The organism is Prescottella equi, from assembly GCF_020171745.1.
GTDB lineage: Bacteria > Actinomycetota > Actinomycetes > Mycobacteriales > Mycobacteriaceae > Prescottella > Prescottella equi_A.
The window spans coordinates 17,597-34,922 of the sequence record NZ_JAIVAH010000014.1 but is presented as its reverse complement, the minus strand read 5'-3'; the positions used below and the strand labels follow the sequence as shown (position 1 = coordinate 34,922).

Below are 17,326 nucleotides of genomic sequence, written 5' to 3'. Positions count from 1 at the left end.
GCTATTTCTTGTTGTGCTTGTTTCCGAATTCCCTGGTCTCGGGCGAGGGCGCCGGACGCGATAGGGGCCGGCGCCCGTGGGGTCAGCGGCCGCCGTGGAGGGCGACGATCCGCTGGACGGCGGCCTCGACCGCATAGTCGGCGTCCGCCGCCTGCCCCTTGACCTCCGCATTGAGCCTTGCGACCACCTGCAGCGCCTCACCGATCGACGCCGGATCCCAGCCGCGGGCCTGGCCCTGCGCCTTCTTGATCTTCCACGGCGGCATCCCGAGCTCGGACGCCATGCGGAACGGGTCGCCGCGGCCGGCCGAGCCCACCCGCGCGATCGTGTGCACCGCGTCGGCGAGGGCGTCGGCGAGCAGGACGTGCGGGACACCCCGGTGCATCGCCCACCGCAACGCTTCCATCGCACCGCGCCGGTCCCCCGCCACGGCCTTGTCTGCGACGTCGAAACCGGACACCTCGGCCTTGCCCGAGTAGTAGCGCTGCACGGCGGACGCGTCGATCTTGCCGCCGGTGTCGGCCACCAGCTGCGAGCAGGCCGCCGCGAGTTCGCGCAGGTCGGACCCCACGGCCTCGACGACGAGTTCGATCACCTCGGGCGACACCCGCACCCCTGCGGTGCGGAACTCGCCGCGCACGAAGTCCACCCGCTCGTTCGCCTTGAGCTTGGCGCACTGGTGCACGGTGGCGCCGGACTTCTGCAGTACGCCCGCCATCGCCTTCGCCCGGCCACCGCCGGAGTGCAGGACGACGAGGACCACGCCCTCGGGCAGATCCGCGGCCGCGTCCTGCACCAGAGCAACGGCATCCTTGCCGGCCTCCGCGGCCGCCTCGAGCACCACCACCCGGTCCTCCGCGAACAGTGACGGGCTCAGCAGTTCCGCGAGTTCGGGGGCGCTGGCGTCACCGGCACGCAACCGCGAGATCGGGATGTCCTGGCCGGCCGCGCCGGCGGCGGCACGCACGTCCGCGATCACGGAAGCTACCGCGCGCTCGACCAGGAACTCCTCGTCACCGAGAACGAGTTGGAGCGAATCGGGCCGCGTTGAGGTGCTCACCGCACGATGTTCCCACGAGAATGCCCCACGACGGCAAGCGCCCCGGACCCCGAGCGCGCCACCGCGACGTCCCCGTTCCGATCGGTTCGCGCGGTCACCGTGCCCAGCGCCGCCAACCGTTGGAGGATGCCGGGATTCGGGTGACCGAAGGTGTTGTCGGCCCCCACGCTCACGAGCGCCACCCGAGGCCGGATCGCGTCGAGGAAGTCGGGACTCGTCGTCCGGGACCCGTGGTGCGGAACCTTGAGCACGTCCGCGCGCAGCGGGACCCCCGATCGCAGCAGCGCCCGCTGACCGGCCTCCTCCACGTCTCCCGTGAGCAGGACGGTGCCCGCGGCCGTGTGCGCCATCAGCACGAGGGACGCATCGTTGGCGCCGTCCTCCGCGGCCTCCGGTGTGCGCGGTTCCGGCAGCAGCGGCCCGAGCACGGTCAGCCGGACCGGTCCCACCGTCAGCTCCCGTCCCGCCGCCAGTCGTACCACCGGGACACCCGCACGCGAAGCCGCAGACGAGACGAAGCGGAACCCGCCGTCCGGCAAGCTCGCCGGGCCGATCGCCACCGCCCCCACCGATCGGCCGCGCAGCACCGCGTCGAGGCCGCCGTAATGGTCCGCATGCAGGTGGGTGACGATCACCAGCGCGATCTCGTCGACCCCTAGACGTCGCAGGCATCGGTCCATCGGACCGGGCTCCGGGCCCGCGTCCACCACGACGGCCCGGCGCCCACCGGCCGACAGCACCAGCCCGTCACCCTGGCCGACATCGCAGGCGACCAGTGCCCACCCCGGTGCGGGCCACCCCGGCTGATGGAATCGCGTCGGAACCCACACCGCCGCCACACCGACGGTGACCGCCAGGAGCATCCGGCGCGACCACCGGTGGCGCACCGCCAGGCCCACGACCACCACGCCGATCGTCACGACCACCGCACCGCCGATTCCGTCGCGCACTGCGATACTTCCGCCCGGCACGGCCGCCGCCCGGTCGGCGACCTCGAGCAGCCACCACAGGGGCGGCCCGGCGATCCGCACGACCAGTGTCGCCGCGGGCAGCCAGATCACCGCCAGCACCGCGGCCACCGCGCCGACCACGGTGATCGGGGCGACCACCGGCGCCACGAGAACGTTGGCGACGATCGAGACGACACTGACCGTGCCGGACATCGCCGCCACCAGCGGCGCGGTGACCACGAACGCGGCAATCGCGACCGCACACATCTCGGCGAGCCAGCGCGGCCAGCCTCGCTCCCGCAGCCGCTCCACCAGCACCGGGGACACGACGACCAGCCCGGCGGTCGCGACCACCGACAGCGCGAACCCGAAATCGACTGCGAGCGAGGGAAACAGCGCCAGCAGGACGACGACGGAGGCAGCGAGCGCCGGGGTCGCCTGCTTGCGGCGTCCGGTCACCAGCGCCAGCAGCGCGACGCACCCCATCGCGGCGGCACGTAGCACGCTCGGCGACGGCCGGGCGATGACGACGAAGGCCACCAGCGCGAGCCCGGCCAGCACCGCGCCGGTGCGCGGGCCCAGCCCGACACCGCGGACCACGAGCAGCACCGCACCGAGAACGATGGAGACGTTCGCTCCCGACACCGCCGTGAGGTGGGTGAGTCCGGCGGCCGTGAACTCGTCCTTGGTCTCCTGGGCAAGTGCGGTGGTGTCGCCGACGACGAGTCCCGGCAGCAGGCCCGCCTGATCGTCCGGCAGCGCATCGGCCGCGGCCGCCGCCAGCCGGTCCCGGACCGCTCCCGCCCAGCGCTGGATCGTCGACGGCTCCTCGACTCGCACCGGCGGGCCCGTCGCCCGCACGACGGCCACCGTGAGATCGCGGCGCTCCGGCTCGGCGAGGCGCCCGCGCAGCGTCACCCGCTGCCCGGGCAGCAGACCTTCCCATTCCGCGCCCTCGGCGAAGATCAGCACCGACCCACCCGCCCGCACTGCGGCATCGCCGGCCCGGATCTCACGCAGCGACGCGCGCAGCATCAGCTGCCGCTCGCCACCGAATCCTCTGCTGCGCAGCGGCTTCGGGTCGTCGTCGAGCACGACGCCGAGCGTGCCGGAGGTACCCGTCGCCGCCATCGCGGCGACCGGGTGCGTCTCGGCGGCGTGGGCCCGGGCCGCGATCGCCGCGGAGAAGCCCGCGCCGAGCAGCGCCGCCGCGACGAGCCCCACGCCGACACCCGCCACCACCGTCGTCCCGTCGCGGCGTCGTCGCCACAGAAGAGCCGCGAGCACCGTTCCCACCCCGGCCAGCACGACGGCCAACACCGCCACCGGACGCCACCCCGCCAGCAACCCGACGAGGGTCGCGGCCCAGCAGGCCGCCGCAGACGGGACCAGACGCAGATCGAGCGGCTGGTCCCGCTCGGTCACAACGTCACCAGGTCGCGCAGCTTCGCCAGTCGTGCGGGCCCGATACCGTCGACCTCGCCCAATTGCTCGACGTCGGTGAACTTCCCGTTGCTCTGCCGCCACGACACGATCGCCGCCGCAGTGACCGGCCCGACGCCGGGCAGCGCGTCGAGTTCCTCGGCGCCGGCGGAGTTCAGGCTGATCTTCCCGGCCGCCTTCGCGCCACCACCGGCCCCGCTCCCCGCCGCCGCGCCGGGGCCGACGCGCGCACTCCCCACGGTGGTGGGGCCACCGTCCGGGGGGATCGCCCCGACCAGGATCTGGTCGCCGTCGTCGACGCGTTCGGCCATGTTCAGCCCCAGGACGTCGGCGCCGGGGCGCGGTCCGCCGGCCGCGGCCAGCGCGTCGGCGATGCGGGATCCGGGTGGAAGACGAACCAGCCCGGCCTGATTGACCAGACCGACGACGCTCACGATCAGCTGGGCGTCGCCGACCGGTTCCGGTGCGGGTGTCGACGGCGCGGCGCCGGCGTCCCGGTCACCGACGGGATCCGACTCGCGCACCTCGACCACCGGTAGCGGTGGCACCGCCTGCGCGGTCGGCCGATCCCGCCACACGGCCACCCCCGCGATCCCTGCGGCGAGCAGCCCCACGAGCACGAGGACCGCCGCGCCGCGGCGACCGAGCGCGAGGCGCGCCCGGGGCGAAGGGGCCTCCGGCTCGTCCCGTTCCGACTCGGCGCCGCGGTCGAACAGCCAGCCTGGGGCCCGCTCGGCGGGGTCCTCGAACGTGGAGACGTCGCTGTCGGGCCCGGCCGCGGTCTGCTCCGCCGGGCCTCCGGAGGATGTGGACGCCACCAGTCGGCGGCGCACCGTCGCACGATCCTGATCGATACCCATGCCGCCGACGCTAGAACCCCCACCGGACGGCGAACCGGCCGAATCAGCCGGAGGAAAGAAATCTGTGGATCAACGATCAGCTGTGGATGACGGCGTCGAATCGTCCTCCGGTGCAGGTAGACCCGCCCCGCCCGGGCACACCACCACACCGACCGCACCTGGGCCGACGTGCGCGCCGAGGACCGCGCCGATCTCGGTGACGACGACCTCGCTCAGATCCGGAATCCGGTCCTTCAGCTGGGCCACGACGTCCTCGGCTCGCTCGGCGGCATGCGAATGATGCACCGCGACCGCGGCCGGGCCCGTCCCGGCCTGTTCCACCGCGGCGTCGACGAGTTTGGTGAGCGCCTTGGTCGACGTCCGGGTCTTCTCGCGCAGCACCAGTTTGCCCTCGACGATGTGCAGGACAGGCTTCATGGCGAGCGCGGTACCGAGCAGGGCGGCCGCCGTGCCGATCCGGCCGCCGCGCCGCAGGTGGTCGAGACGGTCGACGACGATGAACGTCCGTCCGCGAGCCGCCACCTCCACGGCCCGCTGGTAGACGACCTTGAGGCCGCCGCCGGCGCGCGCCACGCGGGCCGCCGCCAACGCCGGGAACCCGAGACCCATCCCCGTCGACTCCGAGTCGACGATGCGGACCTTCTCACCGAGCTTCTGCGCGGCCTGACGGCCCGCCTCCCACGTCCCCGACAGACCACGGGAGATATGCACGGCGACGACCCCGTCGCCACCGCTCTGTTCGAGCGCCTCGGCATACGCGTCGGTGAGCTCACCGGGAGAGGCACCCGACGTCGTCACCCCGGACAGGTCGTCCGGGACCGGGTCGATGCCGTCGCGCAGGTCCCGACCGTCGCTGAGCAGATGCAGCGGCACCACTCGGATGCCGAAGCGATCGACCAGTTCGGGCGGCAGGCAGGCCGACGAATCGGTCACGACGACGACGGGCACGGCGCTACTCCGCTCCGGATTCGGTGGACGACACGGGGCGTCGAACGTTCTTGATCGCGTCGATCATCGCCGCGGCGACCTCCTCGTGAGCGTCCCAGCCCCAGTGGATTCCGTCCGGGTTGGCGTTGTCGGAGAAGACGTTGTCGCGCACGGCGGCAGCCAGATCGACCATCGGCACCCCCTTCTGCGACGACCACGCCTCGAGCGCCCGCACCGCGGGTTCCCGTCCGGCGTGCACCCGACCGTACGCGTCACAGCGATGCACCGACGGGTACGTACCGATCACCGGGAGGTCCGGCCGGATCGCCGCGAGCGCGTCGCGGCAGCTTTCCAGGTATTCGACCGACAGTCTCGGTGGCAGCGCCACCGGACGTCCCAGCTTGGACAGCCGCGGCTGCAGCCACTGGTAGCCGGAGCGGACGACCCGCCGCAGCGCCGGCGGACGGATGTAGCGCAACTGCTCGCGCAGCGCGGTCGGCAGCGGCGACGGCAGCGAATCCATGCCGCCGACCGCGAACACCACCGCGCCCGCCTGCGGCACCGCCGCCCACACCCGTGGATCCTGAGTGATCGCCCACCACGCGTCGCGGCTGGTCCAGCCGATTCGCGCCACCAACTCGACCCGCCAGCCCAGTTCCTTCGCGACCAAGCTGGGCCAGATCCGCGGATGATCCGCGGGCAGCCCGCCCTTGGGCCCGTAGTACGCAAGCGAATCCGCGACCACCAGCAGGACCGGCTGCTCCGGCCCGGGTGCCGTCACGACGAGACCGCCGTCAGATGCCGAACCGACGGCACCGCCGTCAGAGCACGTCGCCGGCGACGTTCGCCGACGCGTTCCACACATCCAATCGCCATACCGGTTCCGTACCCTCCCCATGTCCGCTGAGCTGCACCCAGCTGGTGTTCCCGAGTCCTCCGAGCACCGGCCAACGATCCGCCGGAAGGTCGAGCAGACGCGCCGTCAGCGCGGCGATCAGACCGCCGTGCGCGACGAGCACGAGGGGGGCTTCGCCCCAGTTCCCGTGACGTTCGAGCAGTTCCTGCACAACCGGCAGGCTGCGGGCGGCCACGTCGATGCGGCTCTCGCCGGCGGGCGGCGCCCACTCGGCGTCGGTTCGCCACCGCGACCGCGCGCCGGGCGAGATGTCGTCGACGTCGGTGTGGGTGAGCCCCTGCCACTCCCCGAGATGTGTCTCCCGCAGCCGGCTGTCGGTCTCGACGGGCAGCCCGATGTGGTCCCCCAGCGCGAGCGCGGTGTCGTGCGCGCGCCGCAGATCCGACGACACGATCGCGAACGGTCGGGTGTCGGCGAGTGCCTGCGCCGCAGACTTCGCCTGCGACCGTCCCAGGTCGGACAGGTCGGTGTCGAGCTGCCCCTGCATCCGGCTGGTCGCGTTGTACTCGGTCTGGCCGTGCCGCAGCAGGATCAGCCGCCTGACAACTGGTCCGGCTGCGGCGGCCGTCACTGCTCCGACTCCCCGGCCTCGTCGGCCGGCTCGTCGTCGAGCGGCAGGCTACGGGGCTCGACGCCCTCGACCGGAATCTCCGGGCAGTCCTTCCACAGCCGGTCCAGCGCGTAGAAATTGCGCTCGTCGGTGTGCTGGATGTGCACCACGATGTCGACGAAGTCGATCAGGGCCCAGCGGCCCTCGCGGGCACCCTCGCGACGCACAGGCTTGTGCCCGGCCTCACGCAGCTTGTCCTCGACGTTGTCGACGATCGCGTTGACCTGACGCTCATTGGCCGCCGACGCGATGACGAAGCAGTCCGTGATCACGAGGTGCTCCGACACGTCGAGCACCACCACATCCGAGGCCAGCTTCTCGTCGGCCGCCAGTGCCGCGATTCGTGCCATCTCGATGGCGTCGTTCGATGCGCTCACTCAGTGTTCTCCTGGTTCTGCTTGTACTGAAGATTGTGAAGGTTCGGTGGACGACTGTCGCGCCGGGACCGGCTCCGACATCGTGACCGCACCGTCCAGCCGCTCCGCCCCTTGCGGCCGGTACAGGTTCCGCTTGCTGATGTACTGCACCACGCCGTCCGGCACGAGGTACCAGACCGGCCGGTGCTCGCTCGCCCGCAGCCGACATTCGGTGGACGAGATCGCCAGTGCGGGGATCTCGATCAACGTCACCGCATCACGCGGCAGCCGCTCGAGGTGGGACGAGAGGTGCTCGGTGTGCAGTTCGTAGCCCGGTCGCGAGACACCCACGAACTTGGCCAGCGCGAACAGTTCCTCCCAGTCCTGCCACGACAGGATGCTCTCGAGCGCGTCCGCACCCGTGATGAAGAACAGTTCGGCATCGGGGTGCTGGGCGTGCAGGTCCCGCAGCGTGTCCACCGTGTAGGTGACCTTGCCGCGGTCGACGTCGACGCGGCTCACCGAGAACCTCGGGTTCGACGCGGTCGCGATGACCGTCATCAGGTAGCGGTCCTCGGCCGGGCTGACGTCGCGATCGTCCTTCTGCCACGGCTGTCCCGTGGGCACGAAGATCACCTCGTCGAGAGCGAATCGATCCGCGACCTCACTGGCGGCCACCAGGTGACCGTGGTGGATCGGATCGAAGGTGCCACCCATCACGCCCAGGCGGCGCCGGGGGGTGATCGCTGTCGGCTGCTGCACGAGGATCCAGCTTACGGGCTCCCGCGGAACACCCGGTCACACAGGCAGCAAACCGGCGACCACCGCCGCGAGTTGCTGCGCGGAGCGACACTCGTGCATGTCGATCACCTCGTTGTAATCGAGGGCCGCCGAATCTCCGGTCCCCCACTGACCTCGGGGTTCGGGGTTGAGCCAGTGCGCGTGCTTGGCGACCGACACCAGGCTCTCGAGCGCGGGCAGGCCCGGATCGCGGTAGTTGTTGCGGCCGTCACCCAGGACGAGCAGCGAACTCCGTCCGCTGAGGGTGTGCGCGTACCGCTCGGCGAACACCCCGAGCGAGTGCCCGTAGTCGGAGTGGCCGTCGTACGTGATCAGTTCGGCCTCGCGGAGCATCCGCGACATCGACACCCCTAGATCGGCACCGGTGTCGAAGAAGCGGGTCACCTCGTCCGTGGTGTCGATGAACGCGAACACGCGCACCCGGGAGAACTGCTCGCGCAGCGCGTGCACCAGCAGCAGCGTGAAATGCGCGAAGCCGGCCACCGAACCCGAGACGTCGCACAGCAACACCAGTTCGGGACGCGCCGGGCGCGGCTTGCGCTGCACCAGATCGATGGGAACCCCGCCCGTGGACATCGACTTGCGCAGCGTGCGCCGCAGATCGATCGCGCCCGAGCGGGCCCGGCTGCGCCGCACCGCCAGGCGGCTCGCGAGAAGACGGGCGAGCGGGGTGACGCTGCGCCGCAAGGCCACCAGTTCGGAGTCGGACGCCCGCAGGAAGTCGACCTCCTCGGCGAGCTTGGGCACCCCGTAGTTCGCGACACGTTCCTTGCCGACCTGCTCGGCCGACCGCCGTCGAGTCTCGGACTCGACCATCTTGCGGAAGTCCATGATCCGCTGCACCGCGGCCCGCTTGGCGACCTCGGACGCGTAGTTGCCCCCCGCCTTGTCCTCCCGCGGCTGGTTGCCCAGCAGTCCGGACAGGATCTTGTCGAGCAGCGTGTCCGGCGCGACGTTCCGCAATGCCTGGTACGCCGAGAACGACGGGCCGTTCGACGACTCGTACTTGCCGATGTCCTCGACCATCTGCGCGACCAGCGCCTCGAGCCGCTCGAGCGCCTCCGGTGAGTCGTCGGCCAGTAGTTCCGCGAGCAGTTCCTGCAGCGCGCCGAAGTCGATCTCGCCGTCCGGGGTCCGCGGCAGCGTCGGGGCATCATCCGCGCCCTGGCCGCGCAGGCCGACACCGGCCGGGAACCACAGATCGAACAGCGCGTCGAACGTGGCCCGGTGCGTCGGTCGGCGCAGCAGCGAACACGCGAGTCCCTCGCGCAGCGCCTCCCGATCGAGCAGATCGAGGACGGACATCACCCGGCCGGCGTCGACCGTCTCGGACGGGCCGACCGAGATGCCGCGCCGGCGCAGCGCCTCGACGAAGTCGACGAGATGACCGGGGATTCCGTACGGCGCGGGCGGACCACCACGACGGTTCGCGGGCGAGGTGATCATCGGCGAGGTCCTCTCAGTTGAGGCGCAGTTCGGCGGCGGCGCGCTGCTGATCGGCGCGATGCTTGAGCACCACACCCATCGTGGCGCGGACGGCGTCGTCGTCGAGGGTGTCGAGTCCCAGCGCGAGCAGGGTCCGGCCCCAGTCGATGGTCTCCGACACCGACGGCACCTTCTTGAGCTGCATGCCGCGCAGCACGTTCACCGTGCGGACCAGCTGGTCGGCCACCGCCTCGGGCAGTTCGGGCACCCGGCTCGCGAGAATCCGGCGCTCGAGGTCGGCGTCGGGGAAGTCCAGGTGCAGGAACAGGCAGCGCCGCTTGAGCGCCTCGGACAGCTCGCGGGTCGCGTTCGAGGTGAGGACCGCGAACGGCTTGCGGGTCGCGGTGATGGTGCCGAGCTCGGGGATCGTCACTGCGAAGTCGCTGAGGACCTCGAGCAGCAGACCCTCGATCTCGACGTCGGCCTTGTCGACCTCGTCGATCAGCAGCACCGTCGGATCCTCGCGGCGGATCGCGGTCAGCAGCGGCCGCGACAGCAGGAACTCCTCCGAGAAGACGTCCTGCTTGGTCGCGTCCCAGCTGTGATCACTACCGGCTTGAATGCGCAGGATCTGCTTGGCGTGATTCCACTCGTAGAGCGCGCGGGACTCGTCGACGCCCTCGTAGCACTGCAGCCGTACCAGCTCGGCCGCCGACGTCTGCGCGACGGCCCGCGCCAGCTCGGTCTTGCCGACACCGGCGGGACCCTCGATCAGCAGCGGCTTGCCCAACCGGTCTGCGAGGAACACCGCGGTCGCGGTGCCCTTGTCGGCGAGGTAGCCGGTCTCGGCGAGTCGTTCGACGACGTCGTCGACACTCGCGAACAGCGGCGGTGCAGTCGGCAGGGCGCGGTCCACGCTCAGTCCTTTCGGGCCGTCAGGCCGGTCGGGTATGACCGTCTCCCCAGACAGTCCACTTCGTCGAGGTGAGCTCGCCCAGACCCATCGGACCGCGGGCGTGCAGCTTCTGCGTGGAGATCCCGATCTCCGCGCCGAACCCGAACTGCTCACCGTCGGTGAAGGCAGTCGAGGCGTTGACCATAACCGCGGCGGCGTCGACACGCGTGGTGAACTCGCGCGCAGCGGACAGATCGGACGTCACGATGGCCTCGGTGTGGCCGGTGCCGTAGCGGTCGATGTGCGCGACGGCCTCGTCGAGGCCGTCGACGACCTTGAGCGCGATGTCGAGGGTCAGGTACTCCTCGGACCAGTCCTCCTCGGTGGCGGGGACGAGGCCCGGCAGGTCGCCGTGCACGGTGACGCTGTGCATCTGCAGCGCCTGCAGCAGCTTGGGCACCGCGGTGTCGGCGATCGCGGCGTCGATCAGCAGCGTCTCGGCGGTGTTGCACACGCTGGGGCGGCGGGTCTTGGCGTTGAGGACGATCTTCTCGGCCATCTCGAGGTCCGCGGCGGCGTGCACGTAGACGTGGCAGTTGCCGACGCCGGTCTCGATGGTCGGCACGGTCGCGTCCCGCACGACCGCGTTGATCAGGCCGGCACCGCCGCGCGGGATCACGACGTCGACGAGGCCGCGGGCCTGGATGAGGTGCGTGACGCTCGAGCGGTCGGCGCTGGGCAGCAACTGGACGGCGTCCGCGGGCAGACCCTGCGCGGTGAGCGACTCCCGCAGCACCTTCACCAGCGCGGCGTTGGAGTTCGCCGCCGACGACGACCCCCGCAGCAGCGCCGCGTTGCCGGACTTGAGGGCCAGACCGAACGCGTCGACCGTGACGTTGGGGCGTGCCTCGTACACCATGCCGACCACGCCGAGCGGGACGCGGACCTGACGGATCTCGAGACCGTTGGGCAGCGTCGAACCGCGGATGATCTCACCGACCGGATCGGACAGTCCGGCCACCTGACGCAGACCGGACGCGATGCCGTCGACACGCGCGGCGGTCAGGCGAAGTCGGTCGAGGAGCGAGTCCTCGGTGCCGGCCGCGCGGGCGGTCTCGATGTCCTCGGCGTTCGCGGCGAGGATCTCGTCGGTCGCGGCGACGACCGCATCCGCCGCCGCCTGCAGGGCAGCGTCCTTCTGAGCGGTGGTCAGCAGCGCCAGTGCACGGGACGCGACACGCGCGCGCCGGGCCGCGTCGTGGACCTCCTGGCGGGTGTCCCCGGAGTCGCTGGCGGCCGGTGAAGTGTGCGTCGCGGCAGTCATATCTACAGATTAGCGAGCACTCCGAGCGCATAATCGTTCTGCCCATGCGCCGTCTGCGTAAGGAAGAGTCAGTGTCACAACACGAGACGATTCACCAAGCACCGTCAGAGGGATACAGCCGCGGACTCAACGCCCGCACCGTGCAGATGATCGCGCTCGGCGGCGCGATCGGGACCGGCCTGTTCTACGGCGCCGGCGGGGCCATCGAGGAGGCCGGACCGTCGCTCATCCTCGCCTATCTGGCGGCCGGGCTGGCGATCTTCGTGATCATGCGCGCCCTCGGCGAACTCCTGACGTATCGGCCGGTCTCCGGCAGCTTCGCCGAGTACGCCGAGGAGTTCCTGGGACGCTTCTTCGGCTTCGCGACCGGGTGGGCGTACTGGGCGGTGTGGGCGGCCACGTGCATGGCCGAGATCACGGTGGCCGGCAAGTACGTCGAATACTGGTGGCCGAGCGTCCCGACGTGGTTGACCGCACTCGTCGTCCTGCTGGTCCTGTTCAGCGCCAACCTCATCTCGGTGAAGCTCTTCGGCGAGGCCGAGTTCTGGTTCTCCGCCATCAAGATCACCGCCATCCTGGGGATGATCCTGATCGGCATCGGCGTCCTCACGCTCGGCTTCGGTCACGCCACCAACCCGACGGTGACGAACTTGTGGGCCGACGGTGGCGTCTTCCCCAACGGGTTCGGCAGTGCGCTGATGAGCCTGCAGGTGGTGATGTTCGCGTACGTCGGCGTCGAACTGGTCGGCGTCACGGCCGGTGAGGCGAAGGATCCCAAGCAGACCCTCCGCAAGGCGATCAACACACTGCCGTTCCGCATCGGCCTGTTCTACGTCGGCTCGCTGATCGTGATCCTGTCGGTCGCGAGCTGGCAGGACTTCCACGCCGGCAAGAGCCCGTTCGTCGAGGTGCTCGAGCAGATCGGCATCCCCGCCGCCGCGGGCATCATGAACTTCGTCCTGCTGACCGCGGCGCTGTCGTCGTGCAACTCCGGCATCTACTCGACGGGCCGGATGCTGCGCAGCCTGTCGCTGCGCCACGAGGCGCCCGCGGCACTGGGCAAGCTGAGCGGCCGGCACGTGCCGTACGTGGGCATCACGATGTCGGCCGGCGCCATGATCATCGGCGTCGTCGTCAACATCCTCTCGCCCGACCGTGCGTTCGTCTACATCACCTCGGTGTCGACGATCGGGATCATCTTCGTGTGGGGCGTGATCCTCGCGTGCCACCTGCGGTACCGCCGCTTCGTGAACCGCGGCGCACTGCCCGCGTCCGACTACCGACTCCCCGGCGCGCCGTACACCAACTGGATCGCGCTGACATTCCTGGCGTTCGTCGTCGTGCTGCTGTTCTTCACCGACGCGGGCCGGATCGCGCTGGCGGTCGGCGCCATCTTCGGTGTGCTGGTGGGCGCGGGCTACTACGCCATGATCGGACGTGCGTCGTCGCGCTACTGACCTCCAATTGCCCCGACGGATCCGGCCGAATGTCACACGCGTTCCGCCCAACCGACCCGATGTGACATTCGGCCATCGCAGCTAACCTCGGTGCATGGCGGAGAACAGGGTGGTCGTCGTCGGCAGCATCAACATGGACCTGGTGGCCCACACCGACCGAATGCCCGCCCCCGGCGAGACGATCCTCGGGGTGTCGTTCGCGACGACGCCGGGCGGCAAGGGTTCCAACCAGGCGATCGCGGCGGCGAAGGCCGGCGCGGACATCGTGTTCGTGGGTGCAGTGGGCGACGACACGTTCGCGCTGGAACTGCGGCAGGCGCTGGTGGACGCCGAGGTCGACGCCGTACGACTGCGGGAGGTGCCGGGCCCCAGCGGAATCGCCGCGATCACCGTCGACGGCGACGGCCAGAACTCGATCGTCGTGGTGCCGGGCGCGAACTCGCGCGTGGTCGACCTCACCGACGAGGAGCTGACGGCGGTCGCCGACGCCGACATCCTGTTGTGCCAGTTGGAGATTCCCCTCGAAACGGTGATCGCGGCGGCACGGCACGCCGCCGCCCACGACACCGTCGTCATGCTCAATCCGTCACCGGCACAGACGCTTCCGGACGCCCTCGCCGATGCGGTGGACGTCCTCGTCGTCAACGAAACCGAGGAGCGGCAACTCGGCGAGGACACGCTCGCCCGCGTGCAGCACGTCGTCACGACCCTCGGCGCCGACGGCGCGCGGTACCGGGGACCCGGCGGCGAGAGGATCCGGGTCGACTCCCCCACCGTCGACGCGGTCGACACCACCGGCGCGGGCGACGCGTTCGCGGGCGCGCTGGCCTCGACGTGGAGCCGCGGCCCTCGCGAGGCACTGGCCTTCGCGTGCGCCGCCGGGGCCCTCACCGCCACGCGTCCCGGCGCGAGCGCGGCGTCGCCGACGCGCGGTGAGATCGAGGCGCTGCTGTCCGAGAACGCCTGAAATCGAAACTCGGTTGGCACCGCGGACGTCCGCCCGTACGGTCCCTGAAATGAGCACATCGAGTCATCCGGTGTTGCGCCCCTGCCGGGGTTCGACGGAGTGGCCCGTCCTCGTCCGGATATGGCGCAGCGCGGTCGAGGCGACCCACGATTTCCTCGCTCCCGAGGACGTCGCCTTCTTCGAGTCGCGGATGACGAGCGACTACCTGCCGGCCGTCGATCTCACGGTCGCCGACCTCGACGGCACACCCGCGGGCTTCTCCGGGATCGCCGGCAACTCCCTCGAAATGCTGTTCGTCGACGACGCGTATCGCGGGCGCGGCATAGGTTCCGCGCTGCTCGAGCGCGCACTCTCGGACCACCCTGATCTGATCCTCGACGTCAACGAACAGAATCCGCAGGCCGTCGGGTTCTACGAACGCCACGGGTTCGTCACCTCGAGCCGTTCCGCCACCGACGGCGACGGCCGGCCGTTCCCGATCCTGCACATGGTGCGGTCGACCGACTGACCCCGACCACCGCGCTACCGAACCTGTCGGCGCCCTCGGGCACGATGGACTCATGACGACCGAGACTGCCACCGAGTCCGCCGCCGACCTCCGCGACGAGGCCGAACGGTTGCTCCGCGAACTCGCCGGCCCGGACGCCCGGCTGCGCGAGGACCAGTGGACCGCGATCGAGGCACTGGTCGTCGGGCGACGGCGGGCGCTCGTCGTGCAGCGCACCGGCTGGGGCAAGTCGGCGGTCTATTTCATCGCCGCGAAGCTGCTGCGCGCGCACGGGCACGGCCCCACGGTCATCGTCTCGCCGCTGCTCGCGCTCATGCGCAACCAGGTGGCGTCGGCGGAGCGGGCCGGCGTGCAGGCCGCGACGATCAACTCGGGCAACGTCACCGAATGGGACGAGATCCACGAGCGCGTCGCGGCGCGCGAGCTGGATGTGCTGCTGGTCAGCCCCGAACGGCTCAACAACCCCGACTTCCGCGACCAGGTCCTCCCGTCGCTCGCCGCCGACGCGGGCCTCGTCGTGGTCGACGAGGCGCACTGCGTCTCGGACTGGGGCCACGACTTCCGCCCCGACTACCGCCGCATCCGCACCCTCGTCGAGGACCTGGGCGAGGGCATCCCGGTGCTCGCCACCACAGCCACCGCGAACGACCGCGTCGTCACCGACGTCGCCACCCAGCTGGGTGTGGGCGGCGCCGAGACACTCGTGCTGCGCGGCACCCTCGAGCGGGACTCGCTGAGCATGTCCGTCGTCCGGATCCCGGAGGCCACCCAACGCGCGGCGTGGCTCGCCGAACACCTCGACGAGCTGCCCGGCTCGGGCATCATCTACACGCTCACCGTCTCGGCCGCGCGTGACCTCGCCAGCCTGCTGGCCGACCGCGGGCACCAGGTCGCCGCGTATACCGGCCAGACGGATGCCGCCGAACGCGAGGTCCTCGAGAACGACCTGCTGAACAACCGGGTCAAGGCGCTGGTCGCGACGTCCGCACTGGGCATGGGATTCGACAAGCCCGACCTGGGTTTCGTCGTGCACCTGGGCGCGCCGTCCTCACCCATCTCGTACTACCAGCAGGTGGGCCGTGCCGGACGCTCCACCGACAGCGCCGAGGTGGTGCTGCTGCCCGGCCACGAGGACCAGCAGATCTGGAGTTACTTCGCGTCGGTGTCGTTCCCGCGGGAACACATCGTGCGCAAGGTCATCGATGTGCTCGACACCGATCGGCCGCAGTCGACGATGGCGCTCGAACCGCTCGTGGAACTGAACCGGACGCGCCTCGAACTCGTCCTCAAGGTGCTCGACGTCGACGGCGCCGTTCGCCGGGTCAAGGGCGGCTGGGTGGCCACCGGGCAGCCGTGGGCGTACGACGCCGAACGTTACGGGCGCCTCGACGCCGCCCGGCAGGCCGAGCAGCAGGCGATGCTCGAGTACGAGCGCACCGACGAGTGCCGGATGACGTTCCTGCGTCGCCAGCTCGACGACCCGGGGCTGGCCGACGCCGGCAACTGCGGCCGCTGCGACAACTGCGCCGGGCCCAAGTACACCGCCGAGGTGAGCGAAACCACGCTCGCCGACACCCGTCAGCGACTGCAGCGTCCCGGCATCGATCTGGCGCCGCGCAAGCAGTGGCCCACAGGGATGGCCAAGCTCGGAATCAGCCTGTCCGGCAAGATCTCCGACGGACCGGAGCCCGGACGCGTCCTCGGCCGCCTGTCCGACCTGGGCTGGGGCCAGCGCCTGCGCGGCCTGCTCGACGGCCCGGACGCGCCGGTGCCCGACGCCATCGTCGACGCCGGCATCAAGGTCCTCGCCGCGTGGGACTGGGCCGAGCGCCCGGGTGCGGTGATGTGTCTCGAATCCGCGACCCACCCGATCCTGATGCGTTCACTCACCACCCGGCTGGCCGAGGTGGGCCGCCTCGACGACCTGGGCGTCCTGCACGTGCGACCCGAGCTGCCGCCGGTGTCCGCGGCCAACTCGGCGTACCGCGTCGCGGGACTCGACGGCCTGTGGGACGCCCCGGACCTGTCCGGCCTCGACCACCCGGTGCTGCTCCTCGACACCGTCACCGACACCGGTTGGACGCTCACGATGGCGGCCCGCACCCTGCGTCGGGCCGGCGCTCCGGCCGTCCTCCCGTTCGCCCTCGCCACCCCCAAATAGCGGTCGTGTGACCAGGGTCACATACATCGTCCCACCTGCACGACTTCGGGGTCTTCTCTGTCCGATTTCGACGCTTCCATGAAATCGCGGCGCGTGGTTGTTACGTTCGAACAACAAGGACGCCAACAATAATGACGCCATTACAGCGGAGAAGTACCCCAACCATCGCGCCGGACGCGGTGGAGTTACGTAAGCCCCAGATCTCAGACGGAGTCCGGCTCTGGGAGATCGCCAAGGATTCGCAGGTGCTCGACCTCAATTCGAGCTACTCATACCTGTTGTGGTGCAGGGATTTCCCGGACACCTCGATTGTCGCGACCGTCGACGACAGGGTCGTCGGATTCGTCACCGGCTACGTGCGCCCCGAGGTGCCGGCCACGCTCTTCGTCTGGCAGGTCGCCGTCGACGAGAGCCAACGAGGCCGCGGACTGGCCGGCCGAATGCTGTCCCATCTTCTCGATCATGTTGCACTACAGGGCGTCTGGAAGCTCGAGACCACCATCAGCCCGGACAATGCCGCATCGGTTGCGCTGTTCACGTCCGTCGCTCATCGACGTGGATGTGTGATCACCAAGAGTGAACTGTTCTCCCCCAATGATTTTCCCGACGGGCACGAGGCCGAGGATCTCTACACGATCTCGCCACAGAACGCCTCCTGAGGAAGGA

Annotated in this window: 16 protein-coding genes; 5 read left to right on the top strand and 11 right to left on the bottom strand. The window is 70.5% G+C overall.

Annotated features, from left to right (window positions below; translation table 11 throughout):
• Nucleotides 1-82: 82 nt before the first annotated feature.
• The 11 genes from holA to LCL87_RS12655 form a co-directional block, all read right to left on the bottom strand.
• The gene (gene holA, locus LCL87_RS12705) at nt 83-1,060 is read right to left on the bottom strand and encodes a DNA polymerase III subunit delta (RefSeq protein ID WP_225020112.1); all 978 of its coding nucleotides are present in this window, start codon (nt 1,058-1,060) and stop codon (nt 83-85) included.
• Nucleotides 1,057-3,435, bottom strand: coding sequence for a DNA internalization-related competence protein ComEC/Rec2 (locus LCL87_RS12700; protein ID WP_225020110.1), 2,379 nt, complete (start codon nt 3,433-3,435; stop codon nt 1,057-1,059). Before LCL87_RS12700 ends, holA begins: the two co-directional genes overlap by 4 nt.
• Nucleotides 3,432-4,313, bottom strand: a complete 882-nt coding sequence (locus tag LCL87_RS12695; protein ID WP_225020108.1) for a ComEA family DNA-binding protein — start codon at nt 4,311-4,313, stop codon at nt 3,432-3,434. The genes LCL87_RS12700 and LCL87_RS12695 overlap by 4 nt, the downstream gene beginning before the upstream one ends.
• 69 nt (nt 4,314-4,382) lie before the next feature.
• A complete protein-coding gene (locus LCL87_RS12690; protein WP_225020106.1) occupies nt 4,383-5,261 on the bottom strand; it encodes a DegV family protein in 879 nt (292 codons plus the stop codon).
• A gap of 4 nt (nt 5,262-5,265) precedes the next feature.
• Nucleotides 5,266-6,021 (bottom strand): diglucosylglycerate octanoyltransferase, encoded by a 756-nt coding sequence (gene octT / locus LCL87_RS12685; protein ID WP_225020104.1) that lies wholly within the window; start codon nt 6,019-6,021, stop codon nt 5,266-5,268.
• A 40-nt stretch (nt 6,022-6,061) separates the two neighbouring features.
• Nucleotides 6,062-6,643 carry a histidine phosphatase family protein gene (locus tag LCL87_RS12680; RefSeq protein WP_237692138.1) on the bottom strand — a complete coding sequence of 194 codons (582 nt, stop codon included), beginning with the start codon at nt 6,641-6,643 and terminating at the stop codon, nt 6,062-6,064.
• An 80-nt stretch (nt 6,644-6,723) separates the two neighbouring features.
• Nucleotides 6,724-7,143: a ribosome silencing factor gene (gene rsfS / locus LCL87_RS12675; RefSeq protein WP_225020100.1), complete on the bottom strand. Its 420-nt coding sequence runs from the start codon at nt 7,141-7,143 to the stop codon at nt 6,724-6,726.
• Nucleotides 7,144-7,839, bottom strand: coding sequence for a nicotinate-nucleotide adenylyltransferase (gene nadD, locus LCL87_RS12670; RefSeq protein WP_237692136.1), 696 nt, complete (start codon nt 7,837-7,839; stop codon nt 7,144-7,146).
• Between the two features lie 81 nt (nt 7,840-7,920).
• Nucleotides 7,921-9,369: a VWA domain-containing protein gene (locus LCL87_RS12665; RefSeq protein WP_225020096.1), complete on the bottom strand. Its 1,449-nt coding sequence runs from the start codon at nt 9,367-9,369 to the stop codon at nt 7,921-7,923.
• Between the two features lie 13 nt (nt 9,370-9,382).
• Nucleotides 9,383-10,264: an AAA family ATPase gene (locus LCL87_RS12660; protein ID WP_225020094.1), complete on the bottom strand. Its 882-nt coding sequence runs from the start codon at nt 10,262-10,264 to the stop codon at nt 9,383-9,385.
• Between the two features lie 19 nt (nt 10,265-10,283).
• On the bottom strand, nt 10,284-11,567 hold the full coding sequence (locus tag LCL87_RS12655) for a glutamate-5-semialdehyde dehydrogenase (protein WP_225020092.1): 1,284 nt from the start codon (nt 11,565-11,567) through the stop codon (nt 10,284-10,286).
• Between the two features lie 44 nt (nt 11,568-11,611).
• Here LCL87_RS12655 and LCL87_RS12650 point away from each other — a divergent pair, with 44 nt between their 5' ends.
• The 5 genes from LCL87_RS12650 (at nt 11,612) to ectA (ending at nt 17,319) form a co-directional block, all read left to right on the top strand.
• Nucleotides 11,612-13,024, top strand: a complete 1,413-nt coding sequence (locus tag LCL87_RS12650) for an amino acid permease (RefSeq protein WP_225020090.1) — start codon at nt 11,612-11,614, stop codon at nt 13,022-13,024.
• A 94-nt stretch (nt 13,025-13,118) separates the two neighbouring features.
• Nucleotides 13,119-13,991: a ribokinase gene (locus LCL87_RS12645; RefSeq protein WP_225020089.1), complete on the top strand. Its 873-nt coding sequence runs from the start codon at nt 13,119-13,121 to the stop codon at nt 13,989-13,991.
• A gap of 49 nt (nt 13,992-14,040) precedes the next feature.
• Complete coding sequence (locus tag LCL87_RS12640; RefSeq protein ID WP_225020087.1) at nt 14,041-14,499, top strand: acetyltransferase; 459 nt, start codon at nt 14,041-14,043, stop codon at nt 14,497-14,499.
• Between the two features lie 52 nt (nt 14,500-14,551).
• Nucleotides 14,552-16,660 (top strand): DEAD/DEAH box helicase, encoded by a 2,109-nt coding sequence (locus LCL87_RS12635; RefSeq protein WP_225020085.1) that lies wholly within the window; start codon nt 14,552-14,554, stop codon nt 16,658-16,660.
• A gap of 131 nt (nt 16,661-16,791) precedes the next feature.
• Nucleotides 16,792-17,319 carry a diaminobutyrate acetyltransferase gene (gene ectA / locus LCL87_RS12630; protein WP_225020083.1) on the top strand — a complete coding sequence of 176 codons (528 nt, stop codon included), beginning with the start codon at nt 16,792-16,794 and terminating at the stop codon, nt 17,317-17,319.
• The last annotated feature ends 7 nt before the right edge of the window (nt 17,320-17,326 follow it).

Excerpts from the sequence above, each read along its gene's own strand:
- LCL87_RS12695 (WP_225020108.1), bottom strand. The coding sequence starts at position 4,313 with ATGGGTATCGATCAGGATCGTGCGACGGTGCGCCGCCGACTGGTGGCG.
- LCL87_RS12680 (WP_237692138.1), bottom strand. The coding sequence starts at position 6,643 with ATGCAGGGGCAGCTCGACACCGACCTGTCCGACCTGGGACGGTCGCAG.
- nadD (WP_237692136.1), bottom strand. The coding sequence starts at position 7,839 with ATGGGTGGCACCTTCGATCCGATCCACCACGGTCACCTGGTGGCCGCC.
- LCL87_RS12665 (WP_225020096.1), bottom strand. The coding sequence starts at position 9,369 with ATGATCACCTCGCCCGCGAACCGTCGTGGTGGTCCGCCCGCGCCGTAC.
- LCL87_RS12655 (WP_225020092.1), bottom strand. The coding sequence starts at position 11,567 with ATGACTGCCGCGACGCACACTTCACCGGCCGCCAGCGACTCCGGGGAC.
- LCL87_RS12650 (WP_225020090.1), top strand. The coding sequence starts at position 11,612 with ATGCGCCGTCTGCGTAAGGAAGAGTCAGTGTCACAACACGAGACGATT.
- LCL87_RS12645 (WP_225020089.1), top strand. The coding sequence starts at position 13,119 with ATGGCGGAGAACAGGGTGGTCGTCGTCGGCAGCATCAACATGGACCTG.
- LCL87_RS12640 (WP_225020087.1), top strand. The coding sequence starts at position 14,041 with ATGAGCACATCGAGTCATCCGGTGTTGCGCCCCTGCCGGGGTTCGACG.
- LCL87_RS12635 (WP_225020085.1), top strand. The coding sequence starts at position 14,552 with ATGACGACCGAGACTGCCACCGAGTCCGCCGCCGACCTCCGCGACGAG.
- ectA (WP_225020083.1), top strand. The coding sequence starts at position 16,792 with ATGACGCCATTACAGCGGAGAAGTACCCCAACCATCGCGCCGGACGCG.